The 18873-nt window shown below is 45.7% G+C and carries 20 protein-coding genes; 4 read left to right on the forward strand and 16 right to left on the reverse strand.

Features of this window, described 5'->3' with window-relative positions; genetic code table 11:
• Positions 1-3: 3 nt before the first annotated feature.
• Positions 4-864, reverse strand: coding sequence for a hypothetical protein (locus D6M16_RS05930; RefSeq protein ID WP_120511003.1), 861 nt, complete (start codon positions 862-864; stop codon positions 4-6).
• Positions 865-1049: 185 nt separating this feature from the next.
• On the opposite strand from D6M16_RS05930, the gene D6M16_RS05935 reads away from it, so the two are divergent.
• Positions 1050-1640, forward strand: coding sequence for a sugar O-acetyltransferase (locus D6M16_RS05935; protein WP_120511004.1), 591 nt, complete (start codon positions 1050-1052; stop codon positions 1638-1640).
• Between the two features lie 66 nt (positions 1641-1706).
• Here D6M16_RS05935 and D6M16_RS05940 read toward each other — a convergent pair whose 3' ends face one another.
• From D6M16_RS05940 to D6M16_RS06010, 15 genes are all read right to left on the reverse strand, one after another.
• Positions 1707-2333, reverse strand: coding sequence for a hypothetical protein (locus D6M16_RS05940; RefSeq protein ID WP_120511005.1), 627 nt, complete (start codon positions 2331-2333; stop codon positions 1707-1709).
• A 2-nt stretch (positions 2334-2335) separates the two neighbouring features.
• The gene (locus tag D6M16_RS05945) at positions 2336-2701 is read right to left on the reverse strand and encodes a hypothetical protein (RefSeq protein ID WP_120511006.1); all 366 of its coding nucleotides are present in this window, start codon (positions 2699-2701) and stop codon (positions 2336-2338) included.
• Positions 2701-3258: an imm11 family protein gene (locus D6M16_RS05950; RefSeq protein WP_120511007.1), complete on the reverse strand. Its 558-nt coding sequence runs from the start codon at positions 3256-3258 to the stop codon at positions 2701-2703. Before D6M16_RS05950 ends, D6M16_RS05945 begins: the two co-directional genes overlap by 1 nt.
• An 83-nt stretch (positions 3259-3341) precedes the next feature.
• Entirely contained in the window at positions 3342-3953 is a 612-nt protein-coding gene (locus D6M16_RS05955; protein ID WP_240435530.1) for an imm11 family protein, read from the reverse strand.
• Positions 3954-4051: 98 nt separating this feature from the next.
• Positions 4052-4744: a hypothetical protein gene (locus D6M16_RS05960; RefSeq protein WP_240435531.1), complete on the reverse strand. Its 693-nt coding sequence runs from the start codon at positions 4742-4744 to the stop codon at positions 4052-4054.
• 56 nt (positions 4745-4800) lie between these two features.
• Positions 4801-5397 (reverse strand): imm11 family protein, encoded by a 597-nt coding sequence (locus D6M16_RS05965; protein WP_120511008.1) that lies wholly within the window; start codon positions 5395-5397, stop codon positions 4801-4803.
• 135 nt (positions 5398-5532) lie between these two features.
• On the reverse strand, positions 5533-6168 hold the full coding sequence (locus tag D6M16_RS05970) for an imm11 family protein (RefSeq protein WP_240435532.1): 636 nt from the start codon (positions 6166-6168) through the stop codon (positions 5533-5535).
• A gap of 121 nt (positions 6169-6289) precedes the next feature.
• On the reverse strand, positions 6290-6916 hold the full coding sequence (locus D6M16_RS05975; RefSeq protein WP_120511009.1) for a hypothetical protein: 627 nt from the start codon (positions 6914-6916) through the stop codon (positions 6290-6292).
• Between the two features lie 2 nt (positions 6917-6918).
• On the reverse strand, positions 6919-7284 hold the full coding sequence (locus D6M16_RS05980; protein ID WP_120511010.1) for a hypothetical protein: 366 nt from the start codon (positions 7282-7284) through the stop codon (positions 6919-6921).
• On the reverse strand, positions 7284-7841 hold the full coding sequence (locus D6M16_RS05985; RefSeq protein WP_120511011.1) for an imm11 family protein: 558 nt from the start codon (positions 7839-7841) through the stop codon (positions 7284-7286). The genes D6M16_RS05980 and D6M16_RS05985 overlap by 1 nt, the downstream gene beginning before the upstream one ends.
• Entirely contained in the window at positions 7842-11090 is a 3249-nt protein-coding gene (locus D6M16_RS05990) for a PAAR-like domain-containing protein (RefSeq protein ID WP_120511012.1), read from the reverse strand.
• Positions 11091-11309: 219 nt separating this feature from the next.
• Positions 11310-11906 (reverse strand): GNAT family N-acetyltransferase, encoded by a 597-nt coding sequence (locus D6M16_RS05995; RefSeq protein ID WP_120511013.1) that lies wholly within the window; start codon positions 11904-11906, stop codon positions 11310-11312.
• 150 nt (positions 11907-12056) lie between these two features.
• Positions 12057-12842: an aminoglycoside phosphotransferase family protein gene (locus D6M16_RS06000; RefSeq protein WP_120511014.1), complete on the reverse strand. Its 786-nt coding sequence runs from the start codon at positions 12840-12842 to the stop codon at positions 12057-12059.
• An 8-nt stretch (positions 12843-12850) separates the two neighbouring features.
• Entirely contained in the window at positions 12851-13252 is a 402-nt protein-coding gene (locus D6M16_RS06005) for an ACT domain-containing protein (RefSeq protein WP_120511015.1), read from the reverse strand.
• Between the two features lie 21 nt (positions 13253-13273).
• Positions 13274-13762, reverse strand: coding sequence for a GNAT family N-acetyltransferase (locus D6M16_RS06010; protein ID WP_120511885.1), 489 nt, complete (start codon positions 13760-13762; stop codon positions 13274-13276).
• A gap of 279 nt (positions 13763-14041) precedes the next feature.
• Here D6M16_RS06010 and D6M16_RS06015 point away from each other — a divergent pair, with 279 nt between their 5' ends.
• From D6M16_RS06015 to pdxR, 3 genes are all read left to right on the forward strand, one after another.
• A complete protein-coding gene (locus D6M16_RS06015; RefSeq protein WP_120511016.1) occupies positions 14042-15493 on the forward strand; it encodes an NAD-dependent succinate-semialdehyde dehydrogenase in 1452 nt (483 codons plus the stop codon).
• 42 nt (positions 15494-15535) lie between these two features.
• A complete protein-coding gene (gene gabT / locus D6M16_RS06020; RefSeq protein ID WP_120511017.1) occupies positions 15536-16810 on the forward strand; it encodes a 4-aminobutyrate--2-oxoglutarate transaminase in 1275 nt (424 codons plus the stop codon).
• Positions 16811-16992: 182 nt separating this feature from the next.
• Positions 16993-18837: a MocR-like pyridoxine biosynthesis transcription factor PdxR gene (gene pdxR / locus D6M16_RS06025; protein ID WP_120511018.1), complete on the forward strand. Its 1845-nt coding sequence runs from the start codon at positions 16993-16995 to the stop codon at positions 18835-18837.
• The last annotated feature ends 36 nt before the right edge of the window (positions 18838-18873 follow it).

Raw genomic sequence — 18873 nt, forward strand, 5'->3', positions numbered from 1 at the left:
GATTTACTGTGTTGTCGCTGATGGGTTTGCTTTGACGTCAGCCATACTGGCATTCAAGTCCGACACCATCCGCTCTTGCAACTGTAAGGCATACTCTCTCAGACGCTTTGCATTATTCGCAAACTTTTCACCGCCACATGCTATTCCTTTGTAGGTAATATCCGGGCTTGAATAAACAGGAAGCCACTCATCTGCATAGGCCATCACAGTACCTTTCCCGCCACATCGATAGCCAAATGCATATGGCCGGAATGCGTGTTGCTGATGTGATGCCGTGGTCTCTTTCAATTCATCTATTCGCACATCTATCTGACCTGAGAGAGTATCTATATCATGCTCGGCACCGGCCAGGTGTCCTAGCTCATGCTCAAGTATGTCACTGCTACAGGCTAAATCAGCAATAAAGAACTGAGGATAAACATCCACATATGTCATACCGCACTGTTCCGGTAATGTGTTTGTAGATCGCTTAGTGCTGAACAACACGCCGTAAAAATGATTGGGTCTGGACGCGAACGTCTCAATCAGATCAAAGTGATGATACTCAAGCAAATCATGGACAAGTGTAATCTCATCAAACTCTGCAAGATTCAGTTCATCAGCAACCACAATCTGATGAAATGTACGGCGCATAGGCACGCAGGAGTTTTTCAGAATCTGGTTAGATGTTTGTATCCAACTGTCGATAATACCGCTCCTGACAAACGGTGAATAATCCTCCATTGCTTCTTTCGACACAAAAAAGGTAATCGGGGTATCTACCACGTCCGTCATTTCGCATTCAGGCAACTGCAACTGATTCGATGAAGCGGCACCATCAAAAGCAAGCGTTAAAGCAACAAAATACAATAAGATAGATAACACATCAGATTCTCGCTACTCAGAAGAACTCACTATAACAATCATGATGCATAACATCGCATGATATTAAGGTTAATGTGCGGCAATGCACATTTCCTCAATTCGACGATTTCAACTTATCCCGGACAGACACATTTTGGCTGTCCTCAGTTATAGTGTTACAACCTGCCAGTGAAAGAGACGAGTCAATGCCGGATAAGCTCAACGATTTCAATACCAAACTGCTCATCAATCAGGCGTTAATTGATCATCAAATCGCCTGCAGAGAATTGCTGTACGACTTTAATCACTCGCGCCCCAGTGAGCAGCAAAAACGGCAAGACATCCTGAACAAGATCCTCAAACAATGCCAGGGCACACATATCGAACCGCCCTTTCGCTGCGACATGGGCAGCAACCTCTCTATTGGCAAAGACGGCTTTATCAATTACGGTCTGATTGTGCTGGATATTGCACCCGTCACGATTGGCGACCATGTGCTGATAGGCCCAAACGTTCAGCTTTGTGCGGCTGGCCATCCGGTGCTGTTATCAGAACGGGTACAACCCTATGCCTGTGGCGATCCCATCACGATTGGCAATCATGTGTGGATTGGTGCTGGATCCATTGTGCTCGGAGGGGTTTCGATTGGCGATAACACAGTGATTGGCGCAGGCAGTATCGTGGTAAAAGACATCCCTTCAAATGTGATCGCTGCCGGTAACCCATGCAAGGTTCTCAGACGCATCGATCATGGTCAGTTACCCACAGAAGAAGAGATTCAGGCGTTATATCAGTAATTAGGGTTAAAAGAGTAAATGTCCATCCTTAAACATCATTGCTGAAAACGGATATTGTTTTCTCTATTACAAATCGTCATAAATATCATCGTCATCGTCTTCAAAGGCAGATCCGATAGACCAGCTATCGACACGGCGAAAGCCTAAACCACTGAGGTCAGCGGCACTGAGGGCTGCAACGACAGATTCATGAAACAAAAAAACAGGTTTTTCTTCCAAGGTAAAAACAAGCCTTTTTTCTAAAGGTACTTGATCCAGTACCTCTTCATCTAACGACAGTTTCAATAGAGTAAACCTGCCACCGACATAGGTTCCAGATATTTCACTTCGTTTCTTATGAATCGCTTGATGATGATTCCAGATATGCATGTAATAGTGTTCTGACCAAATTTTATCACCATTGACGATATTGGTTTGATAAAAATCCACGCCAGGTAAGTTAAACGGTGCCAGAACTTGCCTAAATTTTTCAGAGACCAACTGCTCTGCGGTTTCATGATAGTCACACGGCTGAAATTTGGCGAGATTACCTTCTGTAATTTCTACAACGCCAGGGCCAAGAACATGATTTTTTAAAGACCATAGAGACATTAAATGATCTAACCCTTCATCAGAATTCTCCGCCATATCTAACATATATGCGCCTGACTCATGATTTTCTCTCAAAATATAGTACTGACTATCATATTTCATAATTACAGCTTCCGGTGAATCCTAATATGTTGTTCTGCACGCTGAATCTTATACGCCAAATCTGGATGAAAATACAATGCTTCATCATCATAGGCCAACCAAACTTGTTCTCCGGATTGAATGGCACTCGCGACCTTATGCAAAGGTTTTGCCTGAACAAACTCGTATTCCCAATCCTCTTCATCGAAACGCACCATAGCCGGCAGGGTCTCGATATTCTCAGTAATCTCTAATTCATCGCTGATGTACACGCCAGGAAAAAGAGTAAAATCAAGGATAACTCTTGCCTCGTTTGAATAAAGTTTTGTCTTTGCCACTTCCGCTAATGGACCTGGTTGTTGAAAGCTTTGTTTGATCCAGTTTTCCATTAGACGATCTCCACAGGGGAAGCAACAACACCGGTGATATTGTTATCTCCAATAATTCTTTTGACTTTTTCGTTGATAACAATTGAGCTACTAAACTCTTTCACTCTGAATACATCATGCTTAATATCAACTTTATTTATTTTATTTGCATCAAATACCATATCCATGATAAATCCATATGTCTCAAAATAATCACTATAGCTACTCGCTTGTGATTTAACGACGTCTAATAGTGAATATGTAGGAAATACATTCATATAAAAATAGTTGTGATGTAGCTTTCCATCAACATCTACGACAACGGGAATAAATTGAACACCAGAAATGAAATTATCAATGAAAGTATTAACCAAACGCTGATGTGGTATCAAGTCAATCGCTTTAAGTACGTCAGACATATTTCGCTGTCGATATACTTCCCTAACCTTAATTAAAGGCTTGTCAAAATACAATTTAATAGACAAGTCGCTTTTATCAAGAATATTCTTATACTTGCTATCAAAAGCAAATGAAGCTTCACCCCTTATAAAGTCACTTTTTAACTGATAAAACTTCACTGAGCCTCCAATTCAATAAACCTAGCGTCATTAAAATAATTATCCTACGCATGCACTCGGGTGGTCACTGTGAGAGTAGTCTGTTATTCAAAGGCCGAACCAATTGACCATTCATCTACCCGCTGAAAACTCAAACCTGTGAGATTCGCCTCACGAAGTGCCTGCACAACTGTTTCATGGAACAGGAATTTAGGCTTCTCTTCCAATGTGAATACTAATCGTTGTTCAAGAGGTATTATATCTAGTACATTTTCATCCAACGACAGAACCTCTAACGTGAAATCATCATCAACATAAGTACCATCTATTTTTGATCTTCCATGATGGATTGCTTTGTGATGATTCCAGATATGCATAAAGTAATGCTCTTTCCACACTTTACCATCATTAATGATATGAGTCTCATAATAGTCAACACCAGGTAAATCAAATTGTGACAAAGATTTTTTAAATCGCTCTGAAATTAATTGTTTTGCAGTTTCATGGTAATCACAAGGGAAAAACTTTGATGTATCACCATCATACACTTTCACTTTTCCTGGCGCTAAAACTCGACGACTAATTGAACGTAATGACATCAGGTGGAATAACCCTTCATCAGTACCCTCAGTATGTCCAAGCATATAAGCGCCAGACTCATGATTTTCTCTCAAAATATAGTACTGACTGTCGTATTTCATATTATTTTCTTGCATGTCATTTCCGGATGAACTTACCTAGCCACAGGCCTCTGAATCAAAGTTGATTAAAGCCCTACTTAAGTGGCCAACATCAATCACACTATTAATATCAATTACAAATCATCATAAAAATCGTCGTCGTCGTCTTCAAAGGCAGATCCGATCGACCAGCTATCGACACGGCGAAAGCCTAAACCACTGAGGTCAGCGGCTCTGAGGGCTGCAACGACAGACTCATGAAACAGAAATGTTGGGTCTTCTCTCAACCGGAAAACCAATCTTTTTTCTAAAGGCACTTGATCCAGCACCTCTTCATCTAACGACAGTTTCAATAGAGTAAACCTATCACCGACATAGGTTCCAGATATTTCACTGCGTTTCTTATGTATCGCCTGATGATTATTCCAGATATGCATGTAATAGTGTTCTGACCAAATTTTATCGCCATTGACGATATTGGTTTGATAAAAATCCACGCCTGGCAAGTTAAACGGTACCAGAACTTTCCTGAACTTTTCAGAGACCAACTGCTCTGCGGTTTCATGATAGTCACACGGCTGAAATTTGGCGCGATTACCTTCAGATATACCTACCCGACCCGGCCCCAGCACTTTTCGGTGAATAGGAAAAAGAGACATTAATCTCTCTAACCCATCATCTGAACCTTCAACTTGATCTAACATATAACTCGTTGCACGACCACTTTCGTTTAACATGTAGTATTGACTATCATATTTCATTTTCTTGCCATTATACGATTTGTCTTCAAATCGACTATCTCTCAAACTGTTGATGATCCAGAACATTGAAAAAACATATGGCAACCAGAAGCATTTCAGGCAGCCATTGTAGTAATAGTCTGTTATTCAAAGGCCGAACCAATTGACCATTCATCTACCCGCTGAAAACTCAAACCTGTAAGATTAGCCTCACGAAGAGCCTGCACAACAGTTTCATGGAATAAAAATTTAGGTTTTTCTTCTAACCTAAAGACAAGACGCTCTGCTACTGGTATTTCTTCTAATACCTTATCATCCAAGGACAGACTTTCTAAGGTAAAACTATATGTTTTATAATTTCCATCAATTTCAGAACGTAATAAGTTTATACATTTATAACTATTCCAAATATGAAGATAATAATAATCTGACCAAACCTTATTACCATTGATGATATTTGTTTGATAAAAATCAACGCCAGGTAAGTTAAATTTCAACAATACCTGTCTAAATTTACCCGAGATCAACTGTTCTGCAGTCTCATGATAATCGCATGGGCTAAACCTGCTAGAATCGCCATCCAACACTACTACAATGCCTGGACCTAACACCCTTTTACTAATGGACCTAAGTGACATTAGATGCTCTAATCCTTCATCAGAACCATCAGCTTGTTCAAGCATATATGCACCTGACTCATGATTTTCTCTCAATATATAGTACTGACTGTCATATTTCATATTATTTTCATGCAAGGAATTTCCCAATGAACAGACTCAGCCACAGGCCTCTGAGTCAATGTTTATCAAATCCAGCCGTATCTATCATTAAAGCCCCACTGAAGGGGGCAATATCAATAACATTATTTATATCAATTACAAACTATTATAAAGTTCATCATCATCGAATGCTGATCCGATAGACCACTCATTAACACGAATAAAATTCACTCCAGTCAAATTGGCTTCACGGAGTGCATTTACAACAGTTTCATGAAATAAAAACTTAGGTTTTTCTTCTAATGTAAAAACTAAACGTTTTTCAAGTGGTATTTTATCTAGTACGTTTTCATCTAATGATAGCTCTTCTAATGTGAAATCACTATTTCTATAAGTGCCATCTATCTTTGAGCGACCTTTGTGGATCGCATTATAATTATTCCATATATGCATAAAATAATGTTCGGGCCAAACATTATCATTATGAATGATATCTGTTTGATAGAAATCAACCCCAGGCAAATTAAAAGGCAACAAAACTTGTCTGAATTTTTCAGATATCAGCTGCTCTGCAGTTTCATGGTAATCAAAAGGCTTAAAATTACTCATATCACCATGTGAAACTTTAACTTTACCTGGTCCTAACACGCGGCGACGAATTGAATGAATTGACATTAGGTGTTCCAACCCCTCATCTGAATCCATACGCTGACCTAGCATGTAAGCACCAGACTCTGAGTTTTCTCTCAAGATATAGTATTCATTGTCGTACTTCATATTATTACCATACATGTAACTTCCAGATGAACCTGACTAGCCCCAGACCTCTGACTCAAATCTCATTACATTCTGCTGTATCCATCATTAAAGCCCCCAGTGAAGGGGCCGACATTAATAACACTATTAATATCAATTACAACTCATCATAAAAATCACCGTCGTCATCTTCAAAGGCAGATCCGATCGACCAGCTATCGACACGGCGAAAGCCTAAACCACTGAGGTCAGCGGCTCTGAGGGCTGCAACGACAGATTCATGAAACAAAAAAACAGGTTTTTCTTCCAAGGTGAAAACAAGCCTTTTTTCTAAAGGGACTTGATCAAGGACTTTTTCATCTAAAGACAACTTCAATAGGGTAAATCGGTCATCAACATAAGTCCCTAATATTTCACTCCGCTTCTTATGAATCGCTTGATGATGATTCCAGATATGCATGTAATAGTGTTCTGACCAAATTTTATCACCATTGACGATATTGGTTTGATAAAAATCCACGCCAGGTAAGTTAAACGGTGCCAGAACTTGCCTGAATTTTTCAGAGACCAACTGCTCTGCGGTTTCATGATAGTCACACGGTTTAAACTTAGCACGATTACCTTCAGATATACCTACCCGGCCCGGCCCCAGCACTTTTCGATGAATAGGGAAAAGAGACATTAACCTCTCTAACCCATCATCTGAACCTTCAATTTGGTTTAACATGTAACTAGTCGAATCACCACTCTCTTCCAAAAGATAATACTGACTGTCATATTTCATGATTACAGCTTCCGGTGAAGCCGAATATGTTGATCTGCATGCTGAATCTTATACGCCAAATCTGGATGAAAATACAATGCCTCATCATCATAGGCCAACCAAACTTGTTCTCCAGATTGAATGGCATCCGCTACCCAATGCAAGGGCTTTGCCTGAACAAATTCGTATTCCCAATCCTCTTCATCGAAACGCACCATAGCCGGCAGGGTCTCGATATTCTCAGTAATCTCTAATTCATCGCTGATGTACACGCCAGGAAAAAGAGTAAAATCAAGGATAACTCTTGGCTCGTCTGAATAAAATTTTGTCTTTGCCACTTCCGCCAGTGGACCCGGTTGTTGAAAGCTTTGTTTGATCCAGTTTTCCATCAGATGATCTCCACCGGTGTTAATCTAACTCCTGATACATTTAGCTGACTTAAAATCAACTTAACTTTTTCGTTAACAATAATTTTCCAGCAATGTTCCTTTACTCTAAAGACATCATGAACAATATTGGACTTAGCTAATTTTTTTGAGTCAATTACCATTCGAGTAACTGTTTTGTAGCTTTCATAATAATTACTGTATCTCCTTGCTTCAGAGGCATATTCATTTAGTAATGGATATGAAGAAAAAACATTCATATGATAGTAATCATCATATACTACTCCATCATTATCAACTAAAACAGGTATAAATTGCACTCCCTTGATATAATTTGATGCAAGCATATTTGCAATGTTTTTTCTAGGCAATAAGTCAAGAGCCTTAAGGATATCAGACATTGCTCTCTCCTTATATTCTTCATCAACAAATATTTTAGGCGGAGAATTATAGAACCTAACCCCTATCTGACTATAATCAAGGATATCGATGTAATCTTCATCAAAATGAAATGAAGCCTCACCTTCAATAAACTCTCTTTCTAGAATATAATAATTCATTTACCCCCCAATTTTAGCAATAGCATTTTTCGGCATAATTTTATTATTACCATAATAATCTAAAAATTCATGACTAGTTTTTTCTCGTCTATGAATGCATGAAATCGAATTATTCTCAAACTTCCCTGATTCTTTCAGCTTATTTCTACAGCCAAAACCTCCACTTTTATAGTCATCACCAAAGGCTTCAGGCTGACTAACAATTCCAGCTTCGTGAAAATCATTAATTTTTTTCAACATTTCAATTGAAATGTTTTTTACTTCATCCATAATCATATGTATCGCTTTACTTTCCGTATCACAATACATTGAAGATTCAATTTCATTTTTTAAAGAAAGCAACTCGTTATATATTTCTTGTGTATAACTTGATGGGTGATCTGAATTGTGTAATGGAACACTAAGAGCACATGCCAACTCAGGAATCATTGGAAGTACAGTGATGTTATACTTTTCATTTATGTTATATCCTACCCTAGGCAGCAATTTGAATAAAAATTCATTCTTAGCCATTTCTTTAATTGAAATAATATGATGAGCTGCAATTACATTATTAGGATAACTCGCCTCATGCTCTGAACGGCGCCAATTACCATGCTCATCTTTATCTGCACTTCTTGCCCACCAATCATGTTCAATGGGTTTAATGCCTAAATATTTCCACGGTGAATGTTGCCGCTGCTCTTTATCAGAACCTTTTCCTGTGTATCCTCTGCGAGTAAAGCCATACTCCCTGTCATTTTCTTTATATAACTTGCCTTTATAGCCATCGTGCTTGCAAAGATTCTTAGTTTTCTTTTTCGGCTTTTTACCTTTTTTCAGTACTTTCTTGCCACATAACGGACAAGGCTCTCCATTTCGGCGTTCAAGATGAGTTTCATTGTCTCTCTCATGCTGTTTTTTAGGGTGATAATTCAGCATTTTCTTATTGTTTTCGAAGATTTTCATCAGCACCTTGACCAAGCCTTCCATGCCTTTACCTGCGTTACGGGCTGTGACCACTCCCGTCATTGCTGCAGCAGCAATTGGTGCGCCAACTCCAGCACTAACAGCTCCCGCAACGGCTGTACTGCCTGCAACAGCTGCGACATCTATCCCTTTTTGGGTCATTTGAGATACAGTAAAACGAGCCAGTTCATCTGGTGGCATGGATTCCATGAAACGGCGTGGCAGGCTGGCAAGATATTGTCGTGTCTCTGGATCCGAGGCCAGTAGCAATAAAACTTCCATCGCCATACTGGCTTGCTGCAAACCCAGCTTGGCGCGATCAACATGCTTTAGTTTACGTTGCAGGATGTCAATTTCACCCTTGTAAATGGCTTCCACGAGAACATCGATACCAATATCTGCCGCTTCCATCAGCTCGCCAAATTCGCCAAAATCTGGGATATATTCGGTAACTCCCGTGCTTACCCCCAGTCCTGCACTTTTCGCATAGGACCAACTTTGCTCCAGGAAAGACAAGTCATCAAAGGCATCTTTGCGGCTTTCCATCTCAGCTAATTCGGCTTCAACAGAGGCCTTCACCAATGCAAACGTTTCAGGCGCAACGTCAACTGCCATTGCTGCCTGCCGGTGTGCTATCGGCTTGAAATCTTCAACCATGTTATCGAGTGCTTCTGATAACTGTTTTTTCAGCTCGGCTTGTTCCTTTTCTGCCTTTTTCGCTGCTTCTTTATCACCAAACGTCACTTCTGCGCCGACTTGAGGCACACCGTACAGCATCACACTGCCGTTCGCATCCAGCTTTCCTTCCTGTTTTTCGCCATTGGCGAACATGACAGAGTAAGGCACATAGCCTGCTGGCGTTTGCTCCATGTCATCGTATGTCAGTCGAATCGCCAGCGGCGCTGGCAATGCGTTCAGCGAGTGAACCACATCGGTAATGCTGCCGCCCTGCGTGGTGCGCTGGTTATTGGTCGGCACCACCATGATGTTTTCGCCCTTGCTGCGGATGGTGGCGATTTTCTGTTTCAGGCCGTTCATCGCCGCTGAAATGTCATCGGGCAGGTTTTTACGGACTGCTTTCACCGATTCCCGATGGGCTTTGATGTTGTCTGAGATATAGGTATACCCACGGGTATCTGAGTGAAAAAGGATCGCTTCCAGCCTGGCATCCGTTTTTTCCAGAATGCTGCCGCATTCGCGACTGAGCAGGGTTGCCTTGGCGTCCCAGTCCAGGTTGTCCAGCCACTCACTCGGGTTGCCAGTGCCCAGATGACGCATGGAAGCCAGCAGGTTGTTGCCGGATTCCTCTTTGTGATAATTGACGAACAGATCAAACAAGACGCCGTCTGCTTCCAGTATCGGCAGCATGGTGCTGATCAGGCCGAGGATGTCTTGCTCCGACACAGGCTGCTGGTCAAAGAAGTTGATCAGCCGCGCTGCGATCTCTTCTGCCTGACCCGGTTTGGGGTTCAATGGCAGATGAGCGCGAATTTCCACTTCCAGCATGTGACGAAATTCAAGGCTGTCTGCCAGCGTTTCGCCCAGATAACCCCAGATACGCTTTTGCATATCACCCCTTGGGACCCAGAATGGCACGCACATGTGTGATGCGCGGTCAAAAAACACCTCGTCATCAAGCGTGGCTTTATCCGGGTTGGCAGGGCGAGGATAATTGATTTTATAAGGTGCTGGCGCTTCACCGTATTCAACGGTGCAGCCTTTGGTGGGCAAGCCGTCAACAATGGCTTCACCTGCGTTATTCAGTGTGCCTTCTGCCAGAACGGCACCGGATTCATCTTTCAGTTTGAAAGGGGCATTGGCGAGCGGTTTACCGGACGTGTAACGACATTGAACACGCAGCGCATGGGTTTTGTCTTCATCTGGCTGAACAGTCACCGACGGGTTTTCACAACCAAAACACATGGTATTGCCTGCGTTCATGGTCATCATGTCGGTTTTACGGGCCACCCCGACACCTTCAATTTTCACTGTAGAAGATGCCGTGGTGAATTTGGCTTCCGCTTCGGTCGTACCGGAAACAATGCCTTTTTTATCGCCGCCTGCATCGCCGGTGCTGCACGAAAACTGGCTGCTTTTCAGGGCAATGCTGTTACCACCATCGGCGGTGACGGTTGTGCTTCCATCGGCCAGATCGGCCGACTTAGCATTGTTTCCGTAAGGAATGGGCACAACGGGTGGCCCGACTGTTGTCATACATACATCAGGGACGGCAGCATTCGCTTCACCGCCTGACCCTTTATGAACAATGCTCAGACCATCAGCACTGATAGTGACTCCCATGACGCTTTCCTCGCAACACAGACTAATTGGTAGCCATTATTCTACCAGATGCCCATTAGCGTATCCCATTGATAGAAAATAGGAAATAGTAGTTAATATGACTTTTTACCCAGTCATTCTGACAGTTATTCAATTCTTGTGAGGAATATCAAGCTAACAACTAAAAAGGTTGGATTTGCCTCGCAACACCACTATGCACAGTGAAAAAAGAAAGCGCCATCAGCCTGCCTGTATCTCGTAAACCATGGTGGTTGAGCCAGAAAAGCCAACCAGCCATTTCAGAGCAGGAAAACGATCGGTTCTGACCGGAAGGAAGCCTTTTTCGTCATACAGTTTTCTGGCTCTCGGGTTGCTGTCGATAACGTCGAGCCGCACTTTCTGATACTGATTTTCACTGGCATACGTAATGATGTGCGACAGCAGTTCCGAGCCAAGTCCCAAGCCACGGCAGGCGGGATCCACCACTATGCCGTCCATGATCAGCTCTTTGGGATCAGGCTTGCGTTCAAACAAACTCAGGACAAGCGCGGCCCAGGTTCCGCGCCAGAAGCCCAGGACTCGCCATAACCGCCTTAAAGTGATTCCTCCCGTCAGCGAGCCCTGCGCTGTCTGATACCCGGCAATACCTACGATTTTTCCATTGGCTATCACCACAAAAGAAAAATCCGGATTAAAGGATTCAGACAGTAAATGAATCCGCTGCGCTTTGCTGGGAATCGCGGCTTTAAACTTGTGTCCAAACGCATTTTCATAAAGAGATGCAACAGCTAAAGCATGGGATGCATGCCAGCCTTGCTGAATCATTGAATTGTCCATGAAAAAACCTCTGAGCAGTCTTCTTGCAGGAAATCATAACCACGGCAGCACTGACTTTAATCGACAAAGCATCGTCATCAAAACGAGATTACGCTGTGCGTGCGCCAAGCCACACAATACGCAATCAGATGTCTATATTAGGATACAAGATCACAGATCCTGTACCGTCATGATTCCCTCAGTGATCGCCACCTGTTGGTGTCTGAGATAATCAATATCCGCCAGATAAGCCAGATGATGCCCTTCAGCAAAGTGTTGTACGAACTGCGCGTCACCCATGTCAGCCTGTGCCTGCATGAAAGCGACCAAACTTTGCAAGCGTGTGATCATCTCACTGACTAATTGCTGTCTGTCGGAGGCAGAAACGCCGTAGCTGTCACAGAACAATCTGGCCCGGGCTATCTGTGTGTCGAGCGTCCCCAGCTGATCGACAGGATCGGTTTTAAAAGGCGACCAGCAATAGACCGAATAGGCAATATCCCACAGCCGGGGTGCCGGATGAGCGGTATCGAAATCGAACACGCCCACGACTTCATGTCCGCTCAGTGCGACGTTGTACGGGGTGAAATCACCATGACAGATCACCTCGGCAGGCGCTCTGGCTGGCAGCATCCAAGCCGTTTCCGCCAGATTCACTGTTTTCAGGAAACCTTGCGAAGCATCATGCAATTGCCGCAGCAATCTGGCAGCGCTGATCAATGCCTCTTCTGAGGCTATCGCTCCTTCAAGCGGATAATTGTACGTCTCGCCTTCGACAAAGCTCAGTACCTCAGATCCCACATCCATCCCAATCACTTCAGGACAGGCTCGAAACCCCTGTTGGTGCAAATAACGCAATAAACGGTGAACCGTGGCAGACCAAGCCTGCACTGGCCTGACGACCGTTTCACCCTGACGGTAAATCCCTGTTTTCCTTCCTCCGGAAAGCGATTCCATACTCATCCTTATGATTGATTTGTCAGATCGGTCAGCACCTGTAACGCCAGGTCCGCTTTGTCCGCCGGCACAAAAACGTGATCGTGATAATACGCGGCAATCACATTGGCGCTGATGCCATGCTTTGCCAACGCAGTTGACACCGCCGCCGTCAGCCCGACGGCTTCCAGGCTGGAATGTACCGTCAGTGTGATACAACGAAAGGTCGATTCATACTTGATTGCAGCCGCTTCTGCCGACTGGGTCGTCAACACCAGCGTTAAGCCTTCCTGCTCCTGAAATGTCGCCAGCGGGGCATACTGCAGATACTCGGTAATGTCCCCATTGACAGTACAAAATACATAGTCGTCTTCCCGTGTAACCGGCGACATGGTTTGCAGCAGCCGTTTCAAGTCCATGATTCCTGACATCATTCCTCCTTGTTCAGTCGTCTATTCATCATTCAGTTGTTTGTACATTACGTAGCAATCGACTAAGCCTTGAGTCTTGTGCCGGTAGGCACCGGGTAACGTGCCGACGATCTGAAAGCCCAGTTTCTGCCATAGCTTCACGGCAACCTCATTGGTCGATACCACTGAATTAAACTGCATTGCGCTGAACCCCTGTTCAAGCGCCACACGTTGTGAATGCTCGCACATGGCACGCGCGACGCCTTTGCCCCGCGCGGCCTTCGTCACCATATAGCCGCAGTTACAGACATGGTTCCCCGGCCCCATGGCATTAGCTTTCAGATAATAAGAGCCCAGCACAATATCGCCTTCCACACATACAAACGTCTTGAGCGGCATCTCGCCCCACAATGTGTAGGCTTGCTCACGGCTCATCTCCGGATCAAAGGCGTAGGTTTCCTGCGCCTGAATAATGCGCCTGAACTCAGGCCAGAATTGTTCGAAATCGGCGGCATCCATCTCACGTATCAGCATATCTGGGCTCCCTTTTCTGTTATTGACTGAATTTACGACGAAAACCGCGGGCTGTCATGCCTTGGTCTCACCGAAACAGACAGACAAAACAATCATAGCTGTGTGACCTGCGACCTCAGGAGAGCGCACCAATACACAGCGTTACAATCAATCACCCTGCCCTCTGGATCCTCAGACACACATTAACTGGATCTCCTTTGGACAAACGGACCTTCCTAGAATGGGTTTTCAGACTTATGGTCTATACCGACAATCTGCTCAGTTCAGGAAGCCGCTATGCCAGAAAATGCTCAATTACACCATTTTGCACTGAACAATCCGACATTACTGTCGGTTCTGTGCAACAAAAGCGACGATGCCATTGAAGTCATCAATCCGGCCAGCGATGAGACACTTGGGTATGTCCCGTCTCTGAGCAAAAGCGCCATCATTGATATCATTGAACGGGCACACTTTGCCCAGAAGCAATGGGCAAACCTGCCGGCAAAATCCCGTTCAGCCATGCTGCGTCACTGGTATGAGCTTGTCATGGCGAATCAGGATGATCTTGCCCGTATTATGACACTGGAACAAGGCAAGCCCTTTGCTGAAGCCAAAGGTGAGGTGGCTTATGGCGCCTCATTTATTCAATGGTTTGCCGAGGAAGCAAAACGTACTTATGGCGAAAGTATTCCTGCCACCAGCGAAGACAAACGCATCATTACCATCAAGCAACCTGTGGGCGTGGCAGCAGCCATTACCCCCTGGAATTTTCCTATCGCCATGATTACCCGCAAAGCGGCACCCGCACTGGCTGCCGGATGCAGTTTCATTGCCAAGCCTGCCAACCAGACGCCTTTAAGTGCTTATGCGGTCGCCGAGCTGGCTTATCAGGCCGGGATTCCCAGAGATCTGCTGGCAATGGTCAACAGTCACTCTTCCGTGATGGTGGGCCAGTTGTTCAGCACCCACCCACTGATTCAAAAGCTGTCATTTACCGGCTCGACTGAAGTTGGCCGTGTTTTAATGGGCCAGAGTGCCGATACCGTAAAACGCACTTCCATGGAGCTTGGTGGCAACGCACCGTTTATTGTGTTCGAGGATGCCGATATTGAACGTGCTGTCAAAGGTGCGCTGGCCTCTAAGTTCCGCAATGCCGGGCAAACCTGTGTCTGTGCGAACCGCTTCTATGTCCATGACAGCGTTTATGACGATTTCGTCCAGCAGTTCAGCCGTGCTATCAGTGCGCTGAAAGTCGGTAACGGTCTGGAAGAAGGGGTATCCATAGGCCCGTTAATCGATCGCCGCGCCAAAGATCAGATCTTGGCACTGATTCAGGGCGCTGTGGTTCAGGGAGCACAGGTAGCGACAGGAGGTGAAGATCTGGGTGGACTGTTCATCGCACCTACCCTGCTGACAGAAGTCACACAGAACATGGACATAGTGCAGAAAGAAATTTTTGGCCCGGTCGCCCCTGTGATCCGCTTCAGCAACGACAGTGAACTGATTGCGATGGCTAATGACACAATTCATGGTCTGGCCAGCTATTTCTACACTCAGAATATCAACCGGGTATTCCACATCGCCGAGGCTCTGGAGTTCGGCATGGTTGGCATCAATGAAGGCATCATTTCGACCGAAGTTGCCCCGTTTGGCGGCGTGAAGCAATCCGGCATCGGCCGCGAAGGCGGACGCCAGGGCATCGAAGAATATTTACACACTAAATATCTGTGTTTTGGCTCGTTGTAAGCCAATTCTGCAACAGCACATCATTTTGACAAGGAATTCTGCATGGACAATCACCACTGGCAACAACGCAAAGAGGCGGTTATAGCAAAAGGAATGGGGAATCTGGCATCGGTCTATATTACTCAGGCCGATAACATGACACTCAGCGATGTCGAGGGGAATCAGTACATTGACTTTGCGTCTGGCATTGCTGTTACCAATACTGGTCACAGTCATCCGCAGATCATTGCTGCAGTTAAACGCCAGCTCGATCAATTCAGTCACACCTGTGCCATGGTTACCCCTTACCCGGCTTTTGTCGAACTGGCTGAGCAGTTGGTCGAACGCGTACCCGGGAACTGCGCCAAAAAAGCCATCTTCCTGACCACAGGTGCCGAAGCGGTCGAAAACGCCGTTAAGATTGCGAGAGCAAAAACCGGACGCAGCGGTGTCATTGCGTTCAAAGGAGGGTTCCACGGCCGCACCAATCTGTGCATGGGACTGACAGGCAAAATCACGCCTTATAAAGCCGGTTTCGGCCCGTTTCCTAACGAAATTTATCACCTTCCCTTTCCAAATACCTGCCATGGGATCAGCCAGGCCCACAGCCTGAATGCGCTGGAGGATTTATTTGCCAGCACCATTGAACCCGCTCGCGTCGCGGCGATCATTTTTGAGCCGGTTCAGGGTGAAGGCGGTTTTTATCAGGCTCCGCCACCGTGGGCTCAGGCCATTCGCCGCCTTTGCGATCAGCACGGCATTGTTCTGATTTGTGATGAAATTCAGACGGGGTTTGCACGCACAGGGAAACTGTTTGCGACCGAATACCTTGGCATCGAACCCGATCTCATGACACTGGCTAAAGGCATTGCCGGCGGTTTCCCGTTATCGGCCGTTGTCGGTAAAGCTGAGATCATGGATGCCGCCAGCCCTGGTGGATTGGGCGGTACGTATGCGGGCTCGCCACTCGGCTGTGTCGCCGGGCTGGAAGTATTGAAGATCATCGACAAAGACAATCTGTGCGACAAAGCCAGCGCGATCGGCGAGGTGATGAAACAACAACTGGAAACGCTTCAGCAATCCTTCCCTGAAATTACCGATATCCGCCAGTTAGGCGCTATGGTCGCGATCGAATTAAGTGACCCTGTCACTCATAAGCCGCTTAGCGATCTGACAAAGCAGTTGGTTCAGTCGGCCCCCCAAGCCGGACTTATCCTGCTGTCGTGCGGTGTCAGAGGCAATGTCATTCGGCTTCTGCCGCCGCTCACCGCTGACATGGATGAGATCCGACTCGGACTGAACCGGCTCAGGGTGCTGTTTGAGCAACTCGTTAAATAACACTCAACTCACCGGCCGTGCAAGCAGCCGGTGAGATACCTGCCTGGATCACAAGTTGCCATACTTTTCTGCTTTTAGCGCTGTTCTCTGTTCTCCCCTGCACTTGTTACTGATATGTTAAACAGTTAAGGTATAGCGACAGGTTTGCCCAAGGATAAGGGCACCTTGAAATAGGACGTAACATGCTAAACCAACTGATTGCACTGGATCCGCAGTCTCGCTTATCTCTGGGCGAACAAATACAGGCCGGCATTACTGATGCTGTGATTAAAGGCTATTTTCCCTCTGAAAAAAGCCTGCCTTCTTCGCGTAAACTCTCTCAAACCTTGAATGTGGCACGTAATACCGTCATCCGAGCCTACGAGCAACTGGTTGAAGACGGGATCTTAATCTCAAGGGAACGGTCAGGCTATTATCCGAATCCGGGTATGGTCAACACAGCAGCAATGGCAGACTCTCCCCCTCTCACCAATGAAGATTCAGTAAACTGGGCGACGCTGATCACCAATCCTGCAGAGCAGTCTTCCGAGCCAATTCATGATGATTGGCGCACATTCACCTACCCTTTCGTTTATGGCCAGGTCGATAGCAGCATGTTTCCGGCCAATGAATGGCGAAAATGCAGTCTCAGGGTGCTCAACCGAAAAAGTTGTGAAGTCTGGACGGGTGATCAGGCTAACGATGATGAGTTGATTGAACACATTCGCACACGCATCCTGCCCCGCAGAGGCATTCTGGTCAATCGTGACCAGATTCTGATTACATTGGGCAGCCAGCAAGCACTGTTCATCCTGGCGCATTTATTCAAACGAGACGGCCTAACCGTTGGGATTGAAGAACCAGGATACCCGGAAGCCAGAAAAGTGTTTGAGGCTCACCATGCCAGACTGTGCCCGCTGGATGTCGACAGCGAAGGCCTGATGGTCGATGACAAACTGGCACAATGCGATTTGGTGTACACCACACCCAGCCACCAGCTTCCGACCACAGTGACGTTATGCGACGAAAGGCGCCATGCGTTGCTGGCGATGGCAGAGAAGCATAATCTGCTGATCATTGAAGATGACTATGAACATGAAACCAATTATCTCGACTCCCCCGTTCCGGCGCTCAAGTCGCGGGCGGATGCAGAACGTGTCATCTACATTTCCAGCTTGTCCCGGGTATTGGCACCCGGGCTGCGCATTGGTTTTATGGTGGCATCCCCTGCCGTGATACAGCATGCGAAAACCATACGTTCTCTGATGATCCGTCAGCCACCGGCAAACAACGTCAGCAGTCTTTCTCTGTTTTTGTCTATGGGATATTACGATGCATTAATGCAGAAACTGATCCATGCCTACCGTCAGAAGTGGCAGGTCATGGAAGACAGCCTGAATTATTATTTTCCCCAATACAACGCCACGCCGGCTTTCGGTGGAACCGCTTTCTGGATTGAAGGGCCAACGGAACTGGATGCCAATGAATTACAACGCATTGCCAAAGAGCACAGTATTCTGATTGAACCTGGGGATCGCTTTTTCAGCCGCAACAATGGCCGTCACTGTTTTCGGCTGGGTTTTGCCGCGATACCGATTGACCGTATCCGTGAAGGCATTGCCCAGCTCGCGAGGCTGATGAACAAGCTACTACCGCCGGAACACATCGACAATGCCGTGGGTATTCGCTACCGGGGCGATGCGTTACGTCAGTTGCTTAATGGCTGTCAGGTTCTGGCCAGTGACTGCTACCACGTACCCTATCTGATTACCTTTCAGCGTGACGGGCAGATTCATGGTATTGCCGATCACCCCAATGATGAAGATGAAGGCTACTGGTGGATTAAAGACGACAGGTGGTACAGGCAATGGCGCCGATGGCAGTTTGCCGAAGAGCGCAGCTTTGCCATTGTGGTGCATGGTGAGATATTTAAATGGTTTGATGAATCAGGCTGGTGCGTCAATCAGGGAATTCTGAACCCGAAGACCACCTTTCAGGTAAACAGCGAAGAGGTATTATCCAATACGGTGACCGCACTGCCGGGGTGATGTGTCTGATGCGTAAGGGAAGTGTGTAAAGCTATC

Origin of the sequence: Photobacterium salinisoli (assembly GCF_003614885.1) — a bacterium.
GTDB lineage: Bacteria > Pseudomonadota > Gammaproteobacteria > Enterobacterales > Vibrionaceae > Photobacterium > Photobacterium salinisoli.

Coding starts and splice junctions, on each gene's coding strand:
- D6M16_RS06005 (WP_120511015.1), bottom strand. CDS start 13,252: ATGTCAGGAATCATGGACTTGAAACGGCTGCTGCAAACCATGTCGCCG.
- D6M16_RS05965 (WP_120511008.1), bottom strand. CDS start 5,397: ATGAAATATGACAGTCAGTACTATATATTGAGAGAAAATCATGAGTCA.
- D6M16_RS05970 (WP_240435532.1), bottom strand. CDS start 6,168: ATGTATGGTAATAATATGAAGTACGACAATGAATACTATATCTTGAGA.
- gabT (WP_120511017.1), top strand. CDS start 15,536: ATGGACAATCACCACTGGCAACAACGCAAAGAGGCGGTTATAGCAAAA.
- D6M16_RS06015 (WP_120511016.1), top strand. CDS start 14,042: ATGCCAGAAAATGCTCAATTACACCATTTTGCACTGAACAATCCGACA.
- D6M16_RS05935 (WP_120511004.1), top strand. CDS start 1,050: ATGCCGGATAAGCTCAACGATTTCAATACCAAACTGCTCATCAATCAG.
- D6M16_RS05960 (WP_240435531.1), bottom strand. CDS start 4,744: ATGTTCTGGATCATCAACAGTTTGAGAGATAGTCGATTTGAAGACAAA.
- D6M16_RS05955 (WP_240435530.1), bottom strand. CDS start 3,953: ATGCAAGAAAATAATATGAAATACGACAGTCAGTACTATATTTTGAGA.
- D6M16_RS05995 (WP_120511013.1), bottom strand. CDS start 11,906: ATGGACAATTCAATGATTCAGCAAGGCTGGCATGCATCCCATGCTTTA.
- D6M16_RS05975 (WP_120511009.1), bottom strand. CDS start 6,916: ATGAAATATGACAGTCAGTATTATCTTTTGGAAGAGAGTGGTGATTCG.
- D6M16_RS05945 (WP_120511006.1), bottom strand. CDS start 2,701: ATGGAAAACTGGATCAAACAAAGCTTTCAACAACCAGGTCCATTAGCG.
- pdxR (WP_120511018.1), top strand. CDS start 16,993: ATGCTAAACCAACTGATTGCACTGGATCCGCAGTCTCGCTTATCTCTG.
- D6M16_RS05985 (WP_120511011.1), bottom strand. CDS start 7,841: ATGAATTATTATATTCTAGAAAGAGAGTTTATTGAAGGTGAGGCTTCA.
- D6M16_RS05980 (WP_120511010.1), bottom strand. CDS start 7,284: ATGGAAAACTGGATCAAACAAAGCTTTCAACAACCGGGTCCACTGGCG.
- D6M16_RS05940 (WP_120511005.1), bottom strand. CDS start 2,333: ATGAAATATGATAGTCAGTACTATATTTTGAGAGAAAATCATGAGTCA.
- D6M16_RS05990 (WP_120511012.1), bottom strand. CDS start 11,090: ATGGGAGTCACTATCAGTGCTGATGGTCTGAGCATTGTTCATAAAGGG.
- D6M16_RS06000 (WP_120511014.1), bottom strand. CDS start 12,842: ATGGAATCGCTTTCCGGAGGAAGGAAAACAGGGATTTACCGTCAGGGT.